We start from the raw sequence: 18070 nt of genomic DNA, 5'->3' as shown, positions 1-18070 counted from the left end.
AATGAGAATTATGTTTAAAAAAGCACGTTTGCTTACAACATATTTCTACTCACCACACTACCTTTCGGAGTGGTTTGACGAGTAGCCCACCACCTCACTTTTTCACAGTGAGGGGCTTAGCGTGTCATTTCACCACTGCCCTGTCTAAAAATATAACAATTAAAAGCCACAGATCTGTTTGTATGTTTTTGTGCGCTTAAAAAGACAAAAGGTATTTAAGATGTTTCGTCAACTAACAATTGCGGCCACAGTAAGCGCATTACTGAACCCGATCACTTTTGCACATGCACAAGAAACCAACACCGACACCAACATTGAACGAGTAGAAGTAACAGGATCTCGCTTAAAAGGCGTTGATCTTGAGGGAACTATCCCATTAACCGTACTAGACCAAGATGCAATCAAACGCTCTGGCGCTAATACCATTCATGAATTACTCAAAGATTTATCTGTTTTTAAGGGCGGAAGCGGCACATTTTCAACCTCTGAAAGTGGCGGTACGTCTACTTCAACACCAGCCGGTCAATCAGCAGCGAGCTTACGAGGCATGGGGCCATCAGCAACGCTGACATTAATAAATGGCCGCCGAGTTGCGCCTAGTTCATTTGCTGCAGGTACTGAAAACTTTGTAGATGTAAACTCTATTCCACTAGCCGCCATTGAGCGCATTGATATTTTAGCCACAGGCGCATCAGCCGTTTATGGTGCCGATGCTGTGGCAGGTGTTATTAACTATATTTTAAAAGATGATTTTGAAGGCGCTGAAATTAATACTTCGTTTGCCGATAGCTTTGATCAGCATGACGAAAGTAAAAAACAATTAAACTTAGTTTATGGTACAAAAATAGGCGAAAGTAACTTAACGGTATTTGCTGATATATATGACCGTAACGCTTTTAAAGCGACCGATCGTAATTACACGGCCTCTCCCTCTTTAGTGAATGGTTACTCCTATTTACCTAAGCTGGAGAACTCACCTAATATTTATTATTTCAGCAGCCGAGATGGTAACGAACTTCCATCACCAAACTGCAAAACCGAATTAGTTACTACTGAATTAGATGAACAAATTTGTGCTTACTACCCTAATCAAGATGATTACCTAGAAACGCCATTTGAAAGCCTTTCAACCGGCTTTATGTTTAATAGTGAGCTTGGTGGTATGCAATGGCATACTGACTTTTTTTACAGTCAGACCAAGGCAAAAGCGTACTCATCGCCCTCACCTATTAACCAAATTAATGACGACGACGGCCCGTATGTTTTAGAAGACGCCTTATTTATTTACGATAATGCCGATGGTAGTAATGATTTATTAGATCAACTCTACATTGACCCATTTGATACCCAAAGTGGTCGAGAAGTGTATGGTTTTGCATTTGATGCGCGCTTTAATGCCCCAAGAACGGTGGAAGTAGAAACGAAAAACTTTCGCTTGGTAAGCAGTCTAAGTGGTGAAATTGGTGATTGGGGTTGGGAATCTGGGGTAACCTTTTCTCGCTCACGTTCAGAGCAAGAAGCGATTGCAGGAGTTTATAATCGTTACCAGTTCCATGGCGCTATCACCGGCGAGCTATGTTCAGACGGTACGCTGGCAAGTTATGACGGTACTGACTTAAACTGTGCATCGGGAGAACTGCTGCCTTTTTACAACCCTTTCCTTCAAGGCGACGCCGCTAATGATGCCGTTTTGGCAACAGCGCAAGCTCGCCCAACACGCAGCGGAGAAAGTACAGTTTACGGCTGGGATGCTAATTTTAATGGTGAGCTATTTACCTTTAACGACCTACCTGCCTATGCCTCATTTGGGGTAGAAGCACGCCGTGAAGAGCTAAGCGACATTCCTTCGCTTGATTCACAAGCTCAAGCAGATAAAGACTATCTTGTTGATGTATTTGGCTTTGGCTCTAGTTTATCAGAAGCCGATCGCACTCAATATGCAGCGTTTGCTGAATTAAGTATTTCACTCACAGAGCAAATAGAGCTGCAAGCAGCAGGTCGATACGATCATTACGATGATTTTGGTGGCACCTTTAATCCTAAAATAGGTTTGAGCTATCGCCCAACTGATTCGTTAGTTGTTCGTGGTTCATGGTCAACCTCGTTTAGAGCACCATCATTAACACAGGCTGGCGTTAAATTAAGAACCACACAATCTACTTTTGACTGTGGTGCAAACCAAGCTGTAGCCGATTTATACTGTATGGGTGATGGCACCCAAGTGAGTGTTAATTCGTTAGAGTTAGGTAATCCAAATCTAAATGCAGAAGAATCTGAGGCTATTAGTGTCGGTTTTGCATGGAGTCCCTCGGCTAATACTAATTTAACCATTGATTATTGGCAGTTTGATCATGAAGAAGTAATCGATACCAACATGACCGCTGTGTTAGATCGCGCCATAACCGATGCGTCACTTCGTCACTGTGGCATTGTACCACCGGGCGAGCAAGGCATATCGTACGATGAAGCATTATGTGATGTCACCGACAACAGTGGTTTAAACATAGAGCAAGACGGCGCTAATTTAACTGAGATTTTAAGCAGTTATATAGATGAATTTAACCCACGTGATGACGAGCTATTTTTACCGCTGTTTCGCGATCATGCAATCCCACTTGAAAACACTGGTACACAAACATTAGCTGGCATAGACTTTAAGTTTGACCATAGGTTTGTATTACCAAGCGGCGATTTAACCTTTGCCTTTGATGGCACTCATTACCTTGAGTTTGAACGTAATAAACCGGGGTCTGACTCGTTAGAGAAGCTGGTGGGAACTTATCGTTATCCTGAAAATATTGCGCGTATGTCAATAGATTGGGAAGCGCAAAGTTACTACCTTAACTTAGGTGCAAACTACACCAGCAGCTACGAAGATGATATAGAAGGCCTGCGTAGCCGTGAAATTGATGAGCTAGATTCACTTGGCGTATTAGACTCAAAAGGTGAGCATCAGGTTGATGACTGGCTCGTTTGGGATTTATCAGCGGGTTACTATGTTAATAAATCGCTGACTTTGCGCGCGCGCATCAATAATATTTTTGATAAAGAGCCACCCACACTTTATGGTTCAAGCCGTGGCTTTGATTCAATCAACCATAATGCCCTAGGTGCTAATTACAAATTAAGTATTAGCTACCGTTTTTAACCGCTTAGCCGCAAAGCAAACGCTTTGCGGCATTCCTTTTATTACAGGTCATGGCTACAGTGACACTGCCTATTAAGTGCTAAAGTACGTTTAAGCGTTTATTTACGCATCAACAGAATGACCTTTTATTAAAGTGAAATTATGAAACAAAAACAATTTTCTATGCCCGATGCAAGCATCATTTTGCTTTGCGTGGCAGTGATTGCCTATATGGCCACGGTATTTATTACCCCTGGGGTATTTAATGCTGAGCCTGACAGCCATACTGTGCAGCTTTCACAATATCAAGCCGTTAACGACCAACAATCACCACCTGTTTTTGCACAAGGTGGCGAGATTGGTTTAGCTAATGTATTGTTTGAAGGCCTCGTATCGGGTGATAAATATGGTGCAGCGATTGGCGTAATGGCGTTTATTTTAATCACTGGCGGTGCCTTTGGCATTATTATGAAAACCGGTGCGATTAATAACGGTATTATGGCACTTATTAATAAGACCCAGCGGGTTGAATGGCTGTTTATTCCCTTACTGTTTTTACTATTTTCGTTAGGCGGCGCGGTATTTGGTATGGGTGAAGAGGCTATTGCCTTTTGTATTGTGCTGCTCCCTATTATGCAACAACTTGGCTACGACGCTAAAGTCACTGTACTTACAACTTATGTGCCCACGCAAATAGGCTTTGCCACCTCATGGATGAACCCGTTTAGCATTGCTATAGCGCAATCGATAGCTGAAATCCCAGTGTTTTCAGGTGCGGGCTTTCGTATGTTAGCATGGGCTTGTTTTACCCTTGTAGGCCTTGTGTTTACTATGCGCTATGCAAAACGGATAAAAACACAACCCCAAAAAACGGGTGATCAGCCAACGATTAAACTTAGCCTAGCCGATGCACTCACATTATTAGTGTTTGTATTGGGCATAGCTTGGGTTGTATGGGGGGTGATGGCGCGCCAATATTATATTCCTGAGCTTGCTGCACAGTTTTTTTGCATTGGCCTTATCAGTGCAATAATTGCCATCGTGTTTAAAAAGCTAACCGCGAATGAGTGCGCGGATGCGTTTAAACACGGTGCACAAGAATTATTGCCAGCGGCGTTATTGGTCGCATTGGCTAAAGGCATTGTATTACTATTAGGGGGTAGTGATTTAACCACTCCCTCAACCCTCAACACCCTGCTTTATTACTGTGCAAACAGCATAGCCAGTGTGCCAGATTACATTGCAGCTTGGGGAATGCTGGTGTTTCAAAGTGTATTTAACTTTTTTGTTTCATCGGGTTCAGGGCAAGCTGCCATCACTATGCCACTGATGTCTCCACTTGGCGATTTGCTCAATGTATCAAGGCAAATTGTGGTATTGGCCTTTCAATTAGGCGATGGATTAACCAACATTTTAATTCCCACCTCAGCTAGTTTAATTGGTTGTTTAGGGGTAGTGAAATTAGATTGGGGAGAATGGGCTGCGTTTATTTGGCGCTTTGCCCTAGCACTTTTTGTATTAGCAAGCGGCTTTATATTTCTTGCTTACTTTATTAATTATCAATAAAAAGAATTTGTTATGTTAACTTTAATTCAAGGTGCAACCGTTTATGCACCTACCTTCCTAGGCACACAAGATGTTTTAATTGGCGGTGGTAAAATCATTGCTATTGACGAAAATATAACCCTCGACAGCAGTGTACTCGTCAAACGGATTGCCGGTAAAAATAAGCTGGTTGCGCCGGGGTTTGTTGATTCTTTAGTGCATATTACCGGTGGCGGTGGCGAGGCTGGATTTGCCAGCCGCACCCCTGAAATGAACCTAACCGATGCAACCTTATCGGGCACCACCACGGTGGTGGCCGCACTGGGTACCGATTCAAGCTCACGTACACTGACCAACTTGGTTGCCAAAGCAAAAGGCCTAAAAGAGCAAGGGCTGAATGTATTTTGCCATACCGGTTCGTATCATTTACCCGCGAAAACACTCACCCACTCAATTACTGACGACATCATGTATATAGAGGAGTTTATAGGTGTTGGCGAAGTGGCGATTTCTGATCATCGTAGTAGCCAACCTACGGTACAGCAATTAGCAGAATTGGCAGCAGAGGCCAAAGTAGCCGGTATGCTCAGTGGTAAAAAAGGCACTGTGAGTATTCATGTTGGCCCTGTTGATAGCCATTTAACTATTTTACATCAGGTGGCTGAGCAAAGTGATATTAAGCTTAAACAGTTTTATCCTACGCATATGAACCGCAATAAAGCACTTCTTGATGCCGGTATTCACTTTTGTGATCAGGGCGGTACTATCGACTTTACCACCAGCACAACCGACTATGATTTAGCCCATGGTGAATATGCAGCAGCCCATGCCCTTGCCTACTGCTTAGAACAAGGCGTAGCACCAAATCAACTCACTATGAGCTCAGATGGCCATGCCAGTTTACCTATTTTTGATAAAGACTTTAATTTATTAGGGCTTGAGGTGGGCAAAGAGGCATCTTTATTAACCTCGTTTCAGCAAGCAGTCAAAGAATATAACGTCCCTATTGAGCACGCTTTAATGAGCATAACCAGTAATCCTGCCGATATTTTAGGAGTTGATAAAGGCCGTCTTAAAGCAGCGAGCGACGCGGATGTTGTCCTTCTCGATAAAGAGACCCTAACCCCTGAGTATGTATGGGCTAACGGCACATTAATGGTGCAAAACACCCATGCAGTTATAAAAGGAGTGTTTGAATAAGCTAGTACAGCTAAAATGCTGCTGAGATATTTCAGCAGCATTTAACACCAAAGAGTTTTTTACCCTAGTTTAAACAAATATCAATCCAACAAGGTCACTAGAACCTAGTTGTTAAATTCAGCTACTTTTCGCCGTAGCTAAGTTTTTTGTCGTAAAAAGCAGACCATTTTGATTTATATATTCAGCATAAACCTGAGCACTCATAGGTTTAGAAAAGTAATAGCCTTGAAACTCTTTACATCCCATTTCGGACATTATTAGGACCTGTTCTTCGGTTTCTACTCCCTCGGCTACACACTTAATATTAAGTTCATCACACATCACATGCACGGCTTTAACTAAGCTTTTTTGGCGTGTAGAGCTTGTAACCTTACTTATTAAAGAGCGATCCAATTTAAGTTTATCAATGGGATAATCAGCAAGTCGTGCAATATTCGAGTATCCAACACCAAAATCATCCACTGTAATAGTGAACCCCCAATCTTGCAGAGTTTGCATAAGTTTTAGAGAGTGAACTTGGTTAGCCTCAAGTGACGTTTCAGTAAGCTCTAATTCTATTTGATTCGGTTTTACATTAAAATCCGCCAAATATTTTACCAACTTTGACATAAAATCAGCTTGGCTAAAATCGAGTAAAGATATGTTTATTGCTACGGGTAAAAGTGGCAAACCAACTTTACTCCATTGGGCAATTTGAGCGCAGACTTTTTGAATAATTAAGTCCGTTAATCGGCTAATCATTCTATACTCTTCTGCAATAGGAATAAATACAGCGGGCGATACACTGCCAAGTACAGAGCTATGCCAACGAGCTAATGCTTCAAGCCCTATACATTCACCTTTTGCATTCACTTTAGGTTGATAATGTACTGACAGATCATTTTGTTGCAAAGCTTCATCAAGTAACATGGAAATTTCATACTTTTCCATAAAGGCCTGTGATTGTTTTTGATTGTAACCATTAAATGGCGAGTTATAGTCTGCGAGTTTGAGCGCCTCACACGCATTACTAAGAACAATCGCACTATTTTCACCATGCTCAGGACACTTAGCAAAACCAAATAAAAATGATTGTTGGTAATTAGTACCAAACACATCATAAGCTTGATCTAAGGTGCTTTTAATTTGTATTAATAACTTGTTTTGCTGTTCACTTGAGCTTGAACCAATAATAAAGCCAAGTTTGCCACCTTCTATAGACGCACAAAGCAAAGGCCCCTCTGACATTGCTTTTAAGCGCTTATAAGCAGTAATTAGCAATGATTGCGAGTCAGCTTTGTTAAGTTTTAAATTTAAATATTCACTATTTGCGCTTTGTGTAACGGCAATATAAAACCCTTTTTGGTATTTAGACGTTAACCTATCGCATTGCATTTCAAACCACTCTCGATTAGGCAATTTCGTTTGCGAGTCTCTAAACCTTAGACGTTTGTTCTCTTGCTCCATCATAGACAAGTTTTGTTTAATTAACTGCTCTTGCGTGCAATCATAAAAGTCATACACTCGATAATTTGTACTCATTGCTATTTGCTGATAATTACTCTTATAGTAGCGACTCTTATATTCTATGATTTGATTTTTTATATTTAACTCTTTGCTATTAAGTGCAGGGAATAACCCATCAATTCTGACAGCCTTTTCTTTCAAGCTGTTTTTTAATCCAAACATTTCAATAGCATGTTGATTTAAATCTGTAATTACTAAATTTTCGTCGACAATAATTTTAGCTTTATTAGATTCAGTAAATAAGGTGCGATAAAGCTCGTTTTTATCTTTAAGGAAGCTATTAGCATTTAACATGGTTTTGTTTAAACGTTTGGCAGCAACAATTGTTCGCGCAGTGGCAAGTGGGATACAAATATTAAAAAATAAAAATATTAGGCCTGTAATATATAAGTCAGCTTCTGGTAATTGGCTTGCTATTCCTGAATAGCCGGATAAATCAACATTATTAATAATCATGTAAAAAGGTATGATGTTTAAAATACCGTAGGCCAAAGCCGTTCTGTAACCGAGTAGCATAAGAGCAATGATGGGACATGAATACATAAACATAGAACCCACCTTGGCAAGCTCTAAGTCAGTTAAAAATAAATTCATTGATAAACTACCGGCAACGATAGTTAATAGAAGTGCATTTGCACTAAATGTGTAAAATCGCTTACTTGCTAATAAAAGACTAAAAGCAATAGTGAAAAAACTAATAGTAATAACTGCAATATAAATTAGGTTAAATTCAATTGCGCGGGTGTATGTATAACAAACGACCAAAAAACAGAGCAAAGTAACGAGCGTTAAAATTATCCGTAGTGCACTCACCCGCCAGTGTGCGACTTCATCATGGGCAGTATGATGATCGTTAAGTAAGAAGTACTTATTGAGAAAGTGCATAATAAAAATCAGTTAAGACATATCGCCTCATTAAACATTGATAAGTTGTTAAGATCAATTAAATAAGCTCAAATATCAATCCAATTGAAGTAGCTTATAAAATAAACCTAATACAAAAAGCTAAACAATATGCCCGCTTTCAACTATAGGCGTAACCCAATATTTTAACGGCGTGTACTTACAAACAGGGCTTAACGCCGTTTTTACTATGGCAAGTTCAGGTAATAATATATGCACCTCAAACTGATAAAAGCTGCGATGCCCTTCTACTTGCTCGGCAATGTCAAATTCACTGTGCTCTTTACTGTAGCCTTCAATGTTTTTTAAGTTAAAGCCGGTAATGCAGTCTATGCCAATTAATATATCAACCACGTCATCTTTTATGTTTGTGGGTACATTTAGGGTAAAAAGTAACTGTTCAGCCATGTTTTTTCTCCAACCAACCATAAAAGATAGGTAATAAATAAAGTGTTGTAATTGTTGAGGTAATTAACCCGCCAATAACCACAATCGCCAATGGCTTTTGAATCTCAGCGCCGGGGCCGGTGGCAAATACCAGTGGCAGTAAACCAAACATGGCGGTTGTGGCTGTCATTAACACTGGGCGAAGGCGTCTGCTTGCGCCATCTAAAATGCGCTGCGTTACATTGGCAGAAAACATTTTTATTTGCTCAAAGTAGCTGATCATCACAATACCATTGAGTACCGCTACGCCAAGTAAAGCAACAAAACCAACCGATGCAGGCACCGAGAGGTATTCATTACTAATAAATAGGGCAATCACTCCCCCCATTAATGCAAACGGAATATTAGCAATTATCAGCGTTGATTTAGATAAGGATTTAAACGTGGTAAATAAAATAATGAAAATCAGTATTAATGCCACAGGAATAAGCACCAGCAAGTTTTGTGTTGCACGTTGCTGGCTTTCAAATTCGCCACCAAACGACAAGGTAAAACCACTGGGTAACTTTATGCTGCTATTAATTTTAGCTTCCAGTTCATTTACATAACTAACCACATCGCGGTTATCCACATTAACGCTTACAGAAGCAAAGCGCTTTGCTTTTTCTCGCTCTATTAACAATGGCCCCGTTTTAAAGCTAATATTAGCCACCTCTTCAAGTGGTAGTAGGCTGTTGTCGGGCATTAAAATTAACTTTTGTTTTAATGCGCTCATTGACGATAACTCAAAGTGTGCTGCGCTTTCGCCTTTTTGTGCATTAAACACAATAGGGATCACGCGGTTTCCTTCTTGCAGTGCCGATACCTGTAGGCCTTCTAATTGCGACTTTAAATAATCGCTTAATCCTTCGGTGGTTAAACCAAACTGACTGGCAATCTCAGGAATAAGTTTAATATTTACGTATTTACCCCCTTCGATAAGCGCCATTTGCACATCACTTGCACCGTCAATATTAGTGGCAAGTGCCGTGATTTTTTCAGCTAATGAGGCAAGTGTCGCAATGTTATTACCGAATACTTTAATCGAAATATCACCGGTGCCACCGGTGAGCATTTCTGATACCCGCATTTGTATTGGCTGAGTAAAGCCAATATTTACCCCTGGAAATTGCGTAAGTGTTTGTCGAATATCCTCGATTAGCAGCGCTTTGGAGTCAAAACGCCACGTATCTTTTGGCGCTAATTCCATAAACACATCGGTTTCGTTTAAACCCATAGGATCAAGCCCGAGTTCATCGGATCCGGTACGGGCAACAATTTGTACGATTTCTGGGGTGTTTTTTAACAGTGTGGCTTCAATTTGTTTATCGATATCCAGCGAGGCTTGCAAGGAAATACTCGGCGATTTTTCCAGTTGCACAATAATGTCGCCTTCATCTAAAACGGGCATAAAGCTTTTACCAAGTCCCTGAAATAACACCCCACTGAGCACTAAAACAGCTACCGATATAACACTAATAGCCACCGGCTTTTTAATTGCTTGGGCAAGTGTTTTAGTATAAAAACCTTGTAATAGCGTGACCATTTTAGGCTGGGTTACGGGTTCATTTTTTAATAACAATGAGGCTAAAATTGGAATAACCGTTAACGACAACAACAGCGCACTTAGCATGGCAAACACGATAGTGAGCGCCACTGGGGTAAATAACTTGCCCTCTAACCCTGTTAACATTAATAGCGGTGAAAACACGATAATAATAATAATTGTGCCTGAGAACACTGGCGCCGCGACTTCTTTACAGGCGCGATAAATAACATGCAGCCGAGGGAGGTGCTGATTGTTAGCCAACCGATTCACTATATTTTCAACAATAACTACCGATGAGTCCACCAGCATACCAATGGCAATCACTAAGCCGCCTAAACTCATTAAATTAGCCGATAAATCAAACTGCTTCATCATTATAAATGTCAGCAATGCCGACATAGGTAAAGACAAAGACACCACCAATGAAGAGCGAATATCACCTAAAAACAAGGCAAGTAGCACTATCACTAAAATAATCGCTTGGCCTAATGCGCTGGTAATGGTGCTAATTGCGGTATTTATTAAGTTAGAACGGTCGTAAAACACATTAATTTTTGTGCCTTGCGGTAATGACGCTTCAATAGTGCGAAGTTTATCTTTTACATCTGCAACAACTTGCGCTGTATTACTATTTTTAAGCGCAATTATAAGCCCTTGTACCGCCTCTTCACTGTTTTTAGTGACTGCGCCATAACGGGTTAAACTGCCAACATGTACCGTGGCAATATCACTTAACCGAATAACCTTATTTTGAGTGGACTTAATCACGGTATTTTCAATGGCGGTTATATCGGTGTATTTGCCCTCAGTGCGCAGAATTAAGGTGTCGTTGCCTTTTTCTAAGCGCCCTATGCCACCGTTTTGATTCGTTTGCGTGATTGCCAACTTCATTTCATCAAAGCTGACTTGATGCTGTTGCATCAATAAAGTATTGGGAAGTATTTCATAGGTTTTTGAAAAGCCGCCAAGGCTATTTACATCAGCAACGCCGGTTACAGTGCGCAGTAATGGACGAATTTGCCAATCTAAAAGCTCTCTTTTTTCAATCAGCGATAAGTGAGTACTTTCTATAGTAAACATGAACACCTCGCTCAAAGGCGTGCTCATTGGCGCCATGCCGCCACTAATATTACTGGGCAAGGTGGGCAAAATATTTAATAAACGCTCATTAACTTGCTGACGGGCCCAATAAATGTCGGTGCCCTCTTCAAAGTCAATGGTAATATCGGTAATAGAATACTTAGTGGTAGAGCGCAGCATTTGCTGTGACGGAATACCCAGTAATTCGGTTTCAATCACCCGTGTTACTTGCGATTCTATTTCAAGGGCGTTCATGCCGGGTAATTTGTAAACTATTTTAACTTGGGTGGGCGATATTTCTGGAAAAGCATCCACCGGAATACTTAACCAAGATTTAGCACCAATGGCCATAGCAACAATAACAAAAATACTAACAAACAAACGCTGAGTAAGTGAAAACTTAATAAGCTGGTTTAACATTTACTCTCTCCCTAAGTGAAGCAACATACCCTGTAGCGCACTTACCGAGCTTCTTAGTACCTGCTGATCATCTAGGTTTTTGTTAGCAGTAAATACATAGTCTTTGCCTTGTGTACCCTTGAGCTCAATCGGCAGTAACTCAAGCTTATCGCCAGACTTTAAAGCAATGTAATTAACATCTTCAAATTCAAACACCGCTGACTTTGCTATTTTAAAGCCCGTTAATTTATTTACCGGTGTGACTTTGATAGTTTGCCCCAGTCTAAGCTGGCACTCATTTGAGCTTGGCGACGCCCACACTATTTGATGGTATTTATCTGCAATACTGTCATAGCTCTCAATATTTAAGCTGCAACTTTGTGACAGCTTGAAATGCGCTAACGTGTTGGAAAAACTAAGAGGGACTTTAATCTTAACGCGAATACTACTTGCATCGATAATATCAAACGCGGTGTCACCCATCACACGGTTTCCCGACTCATTAGTGAGTTTTAAAATGCCCGTTTTTGGACTCACTAAGGTCACGTTTTCATTATCATCAATGTTTAAAAATGCCATTTGATGTTGCATATGTTCAAAATTTAGCTTGGCTTCAAAATAGCTTTTTGTGATTTCAACCCATTCAGAACTTCTTATTATTTTGTTTTTTAAGTGTTGTTGGTTTATGTCGTAATGGCTTTTAGCAATAGCGAGCATGTCTTTTGCTGATTGATAGGCATCTAAAAAATGGTGTACATCACTGCCCTCAACGCTTGCAATAGTGGCGCCCTTTTCAACCATGCTGCCGTTAGGGTATAAGTAACGAACCTGCTGTACATCAAACGCAAACAGCACCGTATAATTGACCCCAGGTTTGAAATTGACTTCACCAATTAAACTTTGCCCGTTAATAAACTCTGTTTTTTGAATCGGCGCAAATTCAACATCAAAACCACTGAGTGACGAAAGCCTTACAGGTGCTAAATTTTGCGAAGCAAACACAGGATTAAATGTTAATAAAGTCACCGTAAAGAAGAAAAATAACGTATATTGAATACGCAAAAAATGACGCATTTTTTTTGTAAAATTTAACAGCATTTCGTTTGTTCACATTTGATTAATTTTATAGAATCAACCATGACTTTTTTAGACGGTTAAATCATCAGGCAAACGCCTTAACGTACCCAAAAATAGCGAAAATTACGCTATGGTACATTTGTCCATTGTGTTTATAAGACATTGATAATAGAGGTTTTAATGAGAGACAAGTTAATAGCAGCCACCTTGTTAATAATAATGGTGCTAAACTTTTTTGATGTACTAACGGATATACATTTAGGCGTGCCGCAGTGGCATATTTTTTCTGAGGGCTTAATCGTTGTCATTTCTGCAGCCTGTGCTATTTACTTAATTAGCGATATTCGTGCGCGTACTGCCAATATTAATGCGCTGAAACAAGAATTAGTGCATTCAAAAAAAGAACTTAAAAACATATCACAGGCAATGATGGATGCGCGTCATGAATACAGTGGTGTTATTCAAACCCAATTTTCACAATGGACATTGACTCGCAGTGAGCAAGAAGTCGCGATGTTATTACTTAAAGGCTTAAGCTTTAAAGAAATAAGCGCACTAAGAAACACAAAAGAAAAAACCGTACGCCAACAAGCGTCCTATATTTACAGCAAAGCCGATGTAGAAGGCCGACATGAATTTGCTGCATGGTTTTTAGAAGACTTTATGCAACAAAGGCACTATCCGCATTCAAGCTCAGCCATTAACTAATGCAGTGACTATCGCATATACTTGCGCGCTATTTTAGTCAGCGTTAAGCTAACGCTTTATTTTCGTCATTATGGTCTATGTGCTCTATAGCCCGCAGAGATAATTCAACGTAAAGGTTTAATATGAATAACAGTACCTACCCTATTGGCAACCCTGGTGAAAAGTGGAATAACAATCATAAACTCCAATGGCTTGAAGCCCAGAAAATTAAACGTAGTTATAACGATGAAGTATTAACGCTAATTAATGAGCTAAAAGATACGCTTGTTGTAGATCAATATGGTGAACTTAATTATGCTCAAAACAGTTACCCTTTGTTTGCATTAAAAACCCAACACTTTGATAAAAATAAACACACAGTGCTAATCACTGGCGGCGTACATGGCTACGAAACCAGCGGAGTACACGGTGCGTTAAGGTTTGCAAAAACATTGGCAACTCAATACGCAGAGAAATTTAATCTAGTGATTACTCCCTGCATTAGCCCATGGGGTTATGAAACAATAAACCGCTGGAACCCAGAGGCAATTGATCCAAACCGTTCTTTTTATGAAGGCAGCCCAGCGCAAGAATCTGCATTGGTAATGAATTATGTGCAATCTTTAAATACTGATTTAATCGCGCATATCGATTTGCATGAAACCACTGATTCAGATAACAGTGAATTTCGCCCTGCACTTGCAGCGCGCGAAGGTAAAATAAATACTAATTGGAATATACCAGACGGTTTTTATTTAGTCGCTGACAGCAACAAACCAGAGCCTGCTTTTCAAAAAGCTATTATTGAATGTGTTGAAAAGGTCACACACATCGCTCCAAGCGATGAAAATAAACAATTAATTGGTGTACCTCAAGAACAATTTGGGGTAATAAACTATGCAGCAAAAGAGTTAGGTTTATGCATGGGGTTATCTGATGCAACCTACGTTACAACCACTGAAGTTTACCCAGATAGTGCAACGGCCAACCCTGAAGAGTGCATATTAGCGCAAGTTGCGGCAATTTCGGGTGCGTTGGACTACATTATTAATAAGTAATAGTTATGGTATTCATCAGCACATAGTAAGGTGCAGACAAAGGAGCGGTTATTGGAATTTAAAAATAATTACGGCAGTTACAGTTTTTATGTTGAGGGTAATATTGTTATTGCGCAATTTAAAGGCAACTTAAACCCTGAGTTATTAAATCACTTTAAAGCCGCTCTGTTAGACACCATTGCAACGTTTAAACATCAACCTTGGGGCTATATTAGCCACTCGCCCGACGTTGTGGCCGCCACCCCTGACGCTGAAAAAAATATGATCGATGTTAGCCAAACAATGGGGATAAATAATTGCATAATGAGTGCCTTTATACTCACCTCTCCCATAGCCATAAGGCAACTACAACGTATTATGCACAGCTCAGGACGTGACGCTCATTTACAAGATTGCTTATTTGATGACTTGCCAAGCGCTAAGGCATTTATAAAAAGTCAGCTTACCTCAGCCGAGTAAATTAATTACACGACCGAGGTATAGTCAACGAAAAACCGAATGGGCTAGTTTTTATAAAACTGACTCTCTTTAGTAATTGAAATGCTATTGTCCTCTTGTGCGGTAATTTTAAACTGCAGCTTACTCACCTTCGTGGGTATATCATATCCATCGGCAGTAACCGTTACAGGAACACTTTTCATCAACCCTGGCTCTACCAACACAGCGTTAGGACTTTGCAAGCTCGCACCTTCTAACCCACTAATTGAAATAGAATAATGCAGAGGTTGCTGCGTTTTGTTAATGATGGTGAGTGTATAAGGGTTTTCTACTAACCCTTCATAATTTACCCGATACAGTGCATTTCTGTCTCTAAGCACAGAGGCTTCGATAGGCGTACGTTGTAGCATCCAAGCAAACATAGAAATAATTAACAGCGCAGTTAAAGCGCCATAGCCCACTAACTTGAGCCTAAATGGATTAGTTTTTTGCCCCGCCATTTGCTTTTCACTGGCGTATTTAATTAAGCCTTTTCCGTAGCCAAACTTATCCATGGTATCGTCACAGGCATCAATACATAAGCCACAGTTAATACATTCATATTGCAGTCCATTGCGAATATCAATCCCAGCAGGACATACTTCAACACATAAGTTACAGTCTACACAGTCACCTAAATTAAGCGCTTTAGGATCGGCTTTGCGTTTACGTGGGCCGCGGTTTTCACCTCGTTCGCTATCGTAGGTTACCACCAGCGTGTCTTTATCAAACATTACCGATTGAAAGCGCGAATACGGACACGCCACTGTGCACATTTTTTCTCGTAAGAAACCTGCGTTGCCATAGGTACAAAACGCAAATAAAAACACCCAAAAACTGGTAATTCCAGACCATTCAAAATTAACCATTTCTAAGTATAAGGTTTTAGCTGGAATAAAATACGCTAAAAAAGAAGTGGCAGTTAAGAGTGAAATAACCAGCCATGCACTGTGCTTAGTGATTTTTTTACGCCACTTGGTAATATCCCATGGGCTTTTATCAAGCTTAATACGCTGGTTACGCGTTCCCTCAATACGTTGTTCCACCCAAGAGAACATCAACATCCAAATTGTTTGCGGGCAAGTATAGCCGCACCACACACGGCCAAGCCAATTGGTCACAAAAAATAAGGCAAACGCCCCCACCATAAATAGCATGGCGAGAATCATAAAGTCTTGAGGTAATAAGGTTAGGCCAAAAATAGTAAACTTTTGGGTGGCCACATCCAATAAAACCGCTTGCTGACCGTTATATTGAATCCAAGGAATGGCGATAAAGCTGAGCATTAGCAGCCAACCTAAATTACGGCGTATACGCTGAAAAAACCCTTTTTGCTCGCGTATATAAATCGGCCCTTCTTCTTTGTAGGGCTTAATGATCATGTCTTCTTCTTTAATATCAAACTTCATGTTACTTACTTAATAGTGACGGGTATTAAGTACGATTTTGCAACTTTCAGACCACAGTGAAAGTTAATTTAACTTATTGATATTAATTGATTTTACATATACTACCCAAGCGAAAATTCGCGACACTTAACGACATGCACGATATATCGCGAGTTAACGAGTACGATGCACTGCTAATTTTCGCATTTTTGAGCGAAGCGTACTCTCAGGTAAGCCCAACTTATTTGCCGCGCCTTGTTCGCCTGCAATTTTCCAGTTACATAACATCAGTACGGAGATAATATGCTGCCTTTGCGCCTCATCCAGTGTAAGCGTTGGGTTAACAGCATTCGCATCACCGGCTTTTAGCGGCTGACTTAACTGCAGTGTGGGCTGTGTAGATAAAATAGCTTCTCTCTCTAACACGTTTTGCAGCTCTCTGATATTGCCTGGCCAGTCATAGGCCTGTAGTTGCCTGATAGCTTTGTTACTTAACCCCTGTAATTGCTTACCTAGCCGCTTGTTTATTTGAACAATTAAGTTTTGACATAAAAAAGGTATATCTTCTTTTCGCTCTTTTAGTGCTGGTACTTTGATAGGAAACACGTTCAAACGGTAGTATAAATCCATTCTAAATTGGCCTTTTTGTACCATTTCCCACAAGTTACGATTGGTTGCAGCAATGATACGAATATCGACTTTTAGGGTTTGGCTGCCCCCTACTCGCTCAAATTCGCGCTCTTGTAATACTCGTAATAATTTACTTTGTGACTCTAACGGCAGCTCTGCCACTTCATCTAAAAATAAAGTGCCCTTATCAGCAAGTTCAAAACGCCCTTTACGTCGCTCATTTGCGCCGGTAAACGAGCCTCGTTCGTGTCCAAACAACTCCGATTCTAATAAGCTAGGGGTAAACGCCGCACAATTAACTTTTATAAACGCCTGCTCATTGCGCTTGCTTAATCTATGTAAGTTACGCGCCACCAGCTCTTTGCCAGTACCGTTTTCGCCAAGTATCAACACCGTACTGTCGGTTTCGCTCACTAACTGTATTTGCTGCAACATACGTTGAAATACATCACTGCGCCCTACTAGCCCTGAGTCTTGCCAATCCTGATTTAGCTCGGCAGTAAGATAGTCGTTTTCATCTTTGAGCTGCTCGCTTAAATGCTTTACTTGCGCTAAAGCATCTTGGAGCGCGGTTTGGGTTCGCTGCTGCGCTGATATATCGCGAAAAACGGCCACGGCACCAATAAGCTGGCTATTTTTATAAACAGGGGTGGAGGTATATTCAACAGCAAAGGCGCTGCCATCTTTACGCCAAAATACTTCGTTTTTAACCTCGCGGCGTTTGCCATCAAACATGGTGCAGTAAATTTGGCATTCATCGGCAGGATAAGGCGTGCCATCGGCATGGCTATGATGATGATATTGATGTATTTTTTTTCCTAATAATTCATCGGCCGTCCAACCCGTCATTCGCTCTGCGGCTGGGTTTACAAACACCGCATTACCAGATAAATCAAATCCATATATGCCCTCACCTACCGCATTAAGTAATAAAGTAGGATCGTTTAAAAAGTTTTTTATCATTGCAGACCTCGCGAAATATCGCGAGTATTATGCCAATTCTCTCTTGCTTTAGCAC

Annotated in this window: 12 protein-coding genes; 6 read left to right on the top strand and 6 right to left on the bottom strand. The window is 40.6% G+C overall.

What is annotated here, in order from left to right:
• Positions 1-220 precede the first annotated feature (220 nt).
• The 3 genes from ABZP26_RS06345 to iadA all read left to right on the top strand — a co-directional run bounded on the left by ABZP26_RS06345 (position 221) and on the right by iadA (position 5872).
• Positions 221-3148 carry a TonB-dependent receptor gene (locus ABZP26_RS06345; protein ID WP_024601165.1) on the top strand — a complete coding sequence of 976 codons (2928 nt, stop codon included), beginning with the start codon at positions 221-223 and terminating at the stop codon, positions 3146-3148.
• 141 nt (positions 3149-3289) lie between these two features.
• Positions 3290-4693, top strand: a complete 1404-nt coding sequence (yfcC, locus tag ABZP26_RS06340; RefSeq protein WP_368485502.1) for a putative basic amino acid antiporter YfcC — start codon at positions 3290-3292, stop codon at positions 4691-4693.
• 12 nt (positions 4694-4705) lie between these two features.
• Positions 4706-5872 carry a beta-aspartyl-peptidase gene (iadA, locus tag ABZP26_RS06335; RefSeq protein ID WP_013464620.1) on the top strand — a complete coding sequence of 389 codons (1167 nt, stop codon included), beginning with the start codon at positions 4706-4708 and terminating at the stop codon, positions 5870-5872.
• A 117-nt stretch (positions 5873-5989) separates the two neighbouring features.
• On the opposite strand, the gene ABZP26_RS06330 is transcribed toward iadA, so the two are convergent.
• From ABZP26_RS06330 to ABZP26_RS06315, 4 genes are all read right to left on the bottom strand, one after another.
• Positions 5990-8263 carry an EAL domain-containing protein gene (locus tag ABZP26_RS06330; protein WP_368485501.1) on the bottom strand — a complete coding sequence of 758 codons (2274 nt, stop codon included), beginning with the start codon at positions 8261-8263 and terminating at the stop codon, positions 5990-5992.
• 120 nt (positions 8264-8383) lie between these two features.
• Entirely contained in the window at positions 8384-8689 is a 306-nt protein-coding gene (locus ABZP26_RS06325; protein ID WP_013464618.1) for a DUF3240 family protein, read from the bottom strand.
• Entirely contained in the window at positions 8682-11756 is a 3075-nt protein-coding gene (locus ABZP26_RS06320; RefSeq protein ID WP_036956145.1) for an efflux RND transporter permease subunit, read from the bottom strand. The genes ABZP26_RS06325 and ABZP26_RS06320 overlap by 8 nt, the downstream gene beginning before the upstream one ends.
• A complete protein-coding gene (locus ABZP26_RS06315; protein ID WP_368485500.1) occupies positions 11757-12809 on the bottom strand; it encodes a hypothetical protein in 1053 nt (350 codons plus the stop codon).
• 183 nt (positions 12810-12992) lie between these two features.
• Between ABZP26_RS06315 and ABZP26_RS06310 the strand changes: the two genes are divergently transcribed.
• The 3 genes from ABZP26_RS06310 to ABZP26_RS06300 all read left to right on the top strand — a co-directional run bounded on the left by ABZP26_RS06310 (position 12993) and on the right by ABZP26_RS06300 (position 15016).
• Positions 12993-13520 carry a helix-turn-helix transcriptional regulator gene (locus ABZP26_RS06310; RefSeq protein WP_368485499.1) on the top strand — a complete coding sequence of 176 codons (528 nt, stop codon included), beginning with the start codon at positions 12993-12995 and terminating at the stop codon, positions 13518-13520.
• 122 nt (positions 13521-13642) lie between these two features.
• Positions 13643-14557 (top strand): M14 family metallocarboxypeptidase, encoded by a 915-nt coding sequence (locus tag ABZP26_RS06305; RefSeq protein ID WP_036956142.1) that lies wholly within the window; start codon positions 13643-13645, stop codon positions 14555-14557.
• 51 nt (positions 14558-14608) lie between these two features.
• Entirely contained in the window at positions 14609-15016 is a 408-nt protein-coding gene (locus ABZP26_RS06300) for a hypothetical protein (protein WP_024601174.1), read from the top strand.
• Positions 15017-15060: 44 nt separating this feature from the next.
• Here the strand turns inward: ABZP26_RS06300 and ccoG are convergent, their stop codons facing one another.
• Together ccoG and ABZP26_RS06290 are read right to left on the bottom strand one after the other, a co-directional pair.
• The gene (ccoG, locus tag ABZP26_RS06295) at positions 15061-16443 is read right to left on the bottom strand and encodes a cytochrome c oxidase accessory protein CcoG (RefSeq protein ID WP_024601175.1); all 1383 of its coding nucleotides are present in this window, start codon (positions 16441-16443) and stop codon (positions 15061-15063) included.
• A gap of 153 nt (positions 16444-16596) precedes the next feature.
• Positions 16597-18015, bottom strand: coding sequence for a sigma-54 interaction domain-containing protein (locus ABZP26_RS06290; protein ID WP_368485498.1), 1419 nt, complete (start codon positions 18013-18015; stop codon positions 16597-16599).
• Positions 18016-18070 lie beyond the last annotated feature (55 nt).

Source organism: Pseudoalteromonas sp. SD03 (assembly GCF_040937955.1).
In the GTDB taxonomy this organism is placed as follows: Bacteria; Pseudomonadota; Gammaproteobacteria; order Enterobacterales; family Alteromonadaceae; genus Pseudoalteromonas; species Pseudoalteromonas tetraodonis.
The sequence above is the reverse complement of the archived record's forward strand: the minus strand, read 5'-3'. Positions and strand labels throughout refer to the sequence as shown.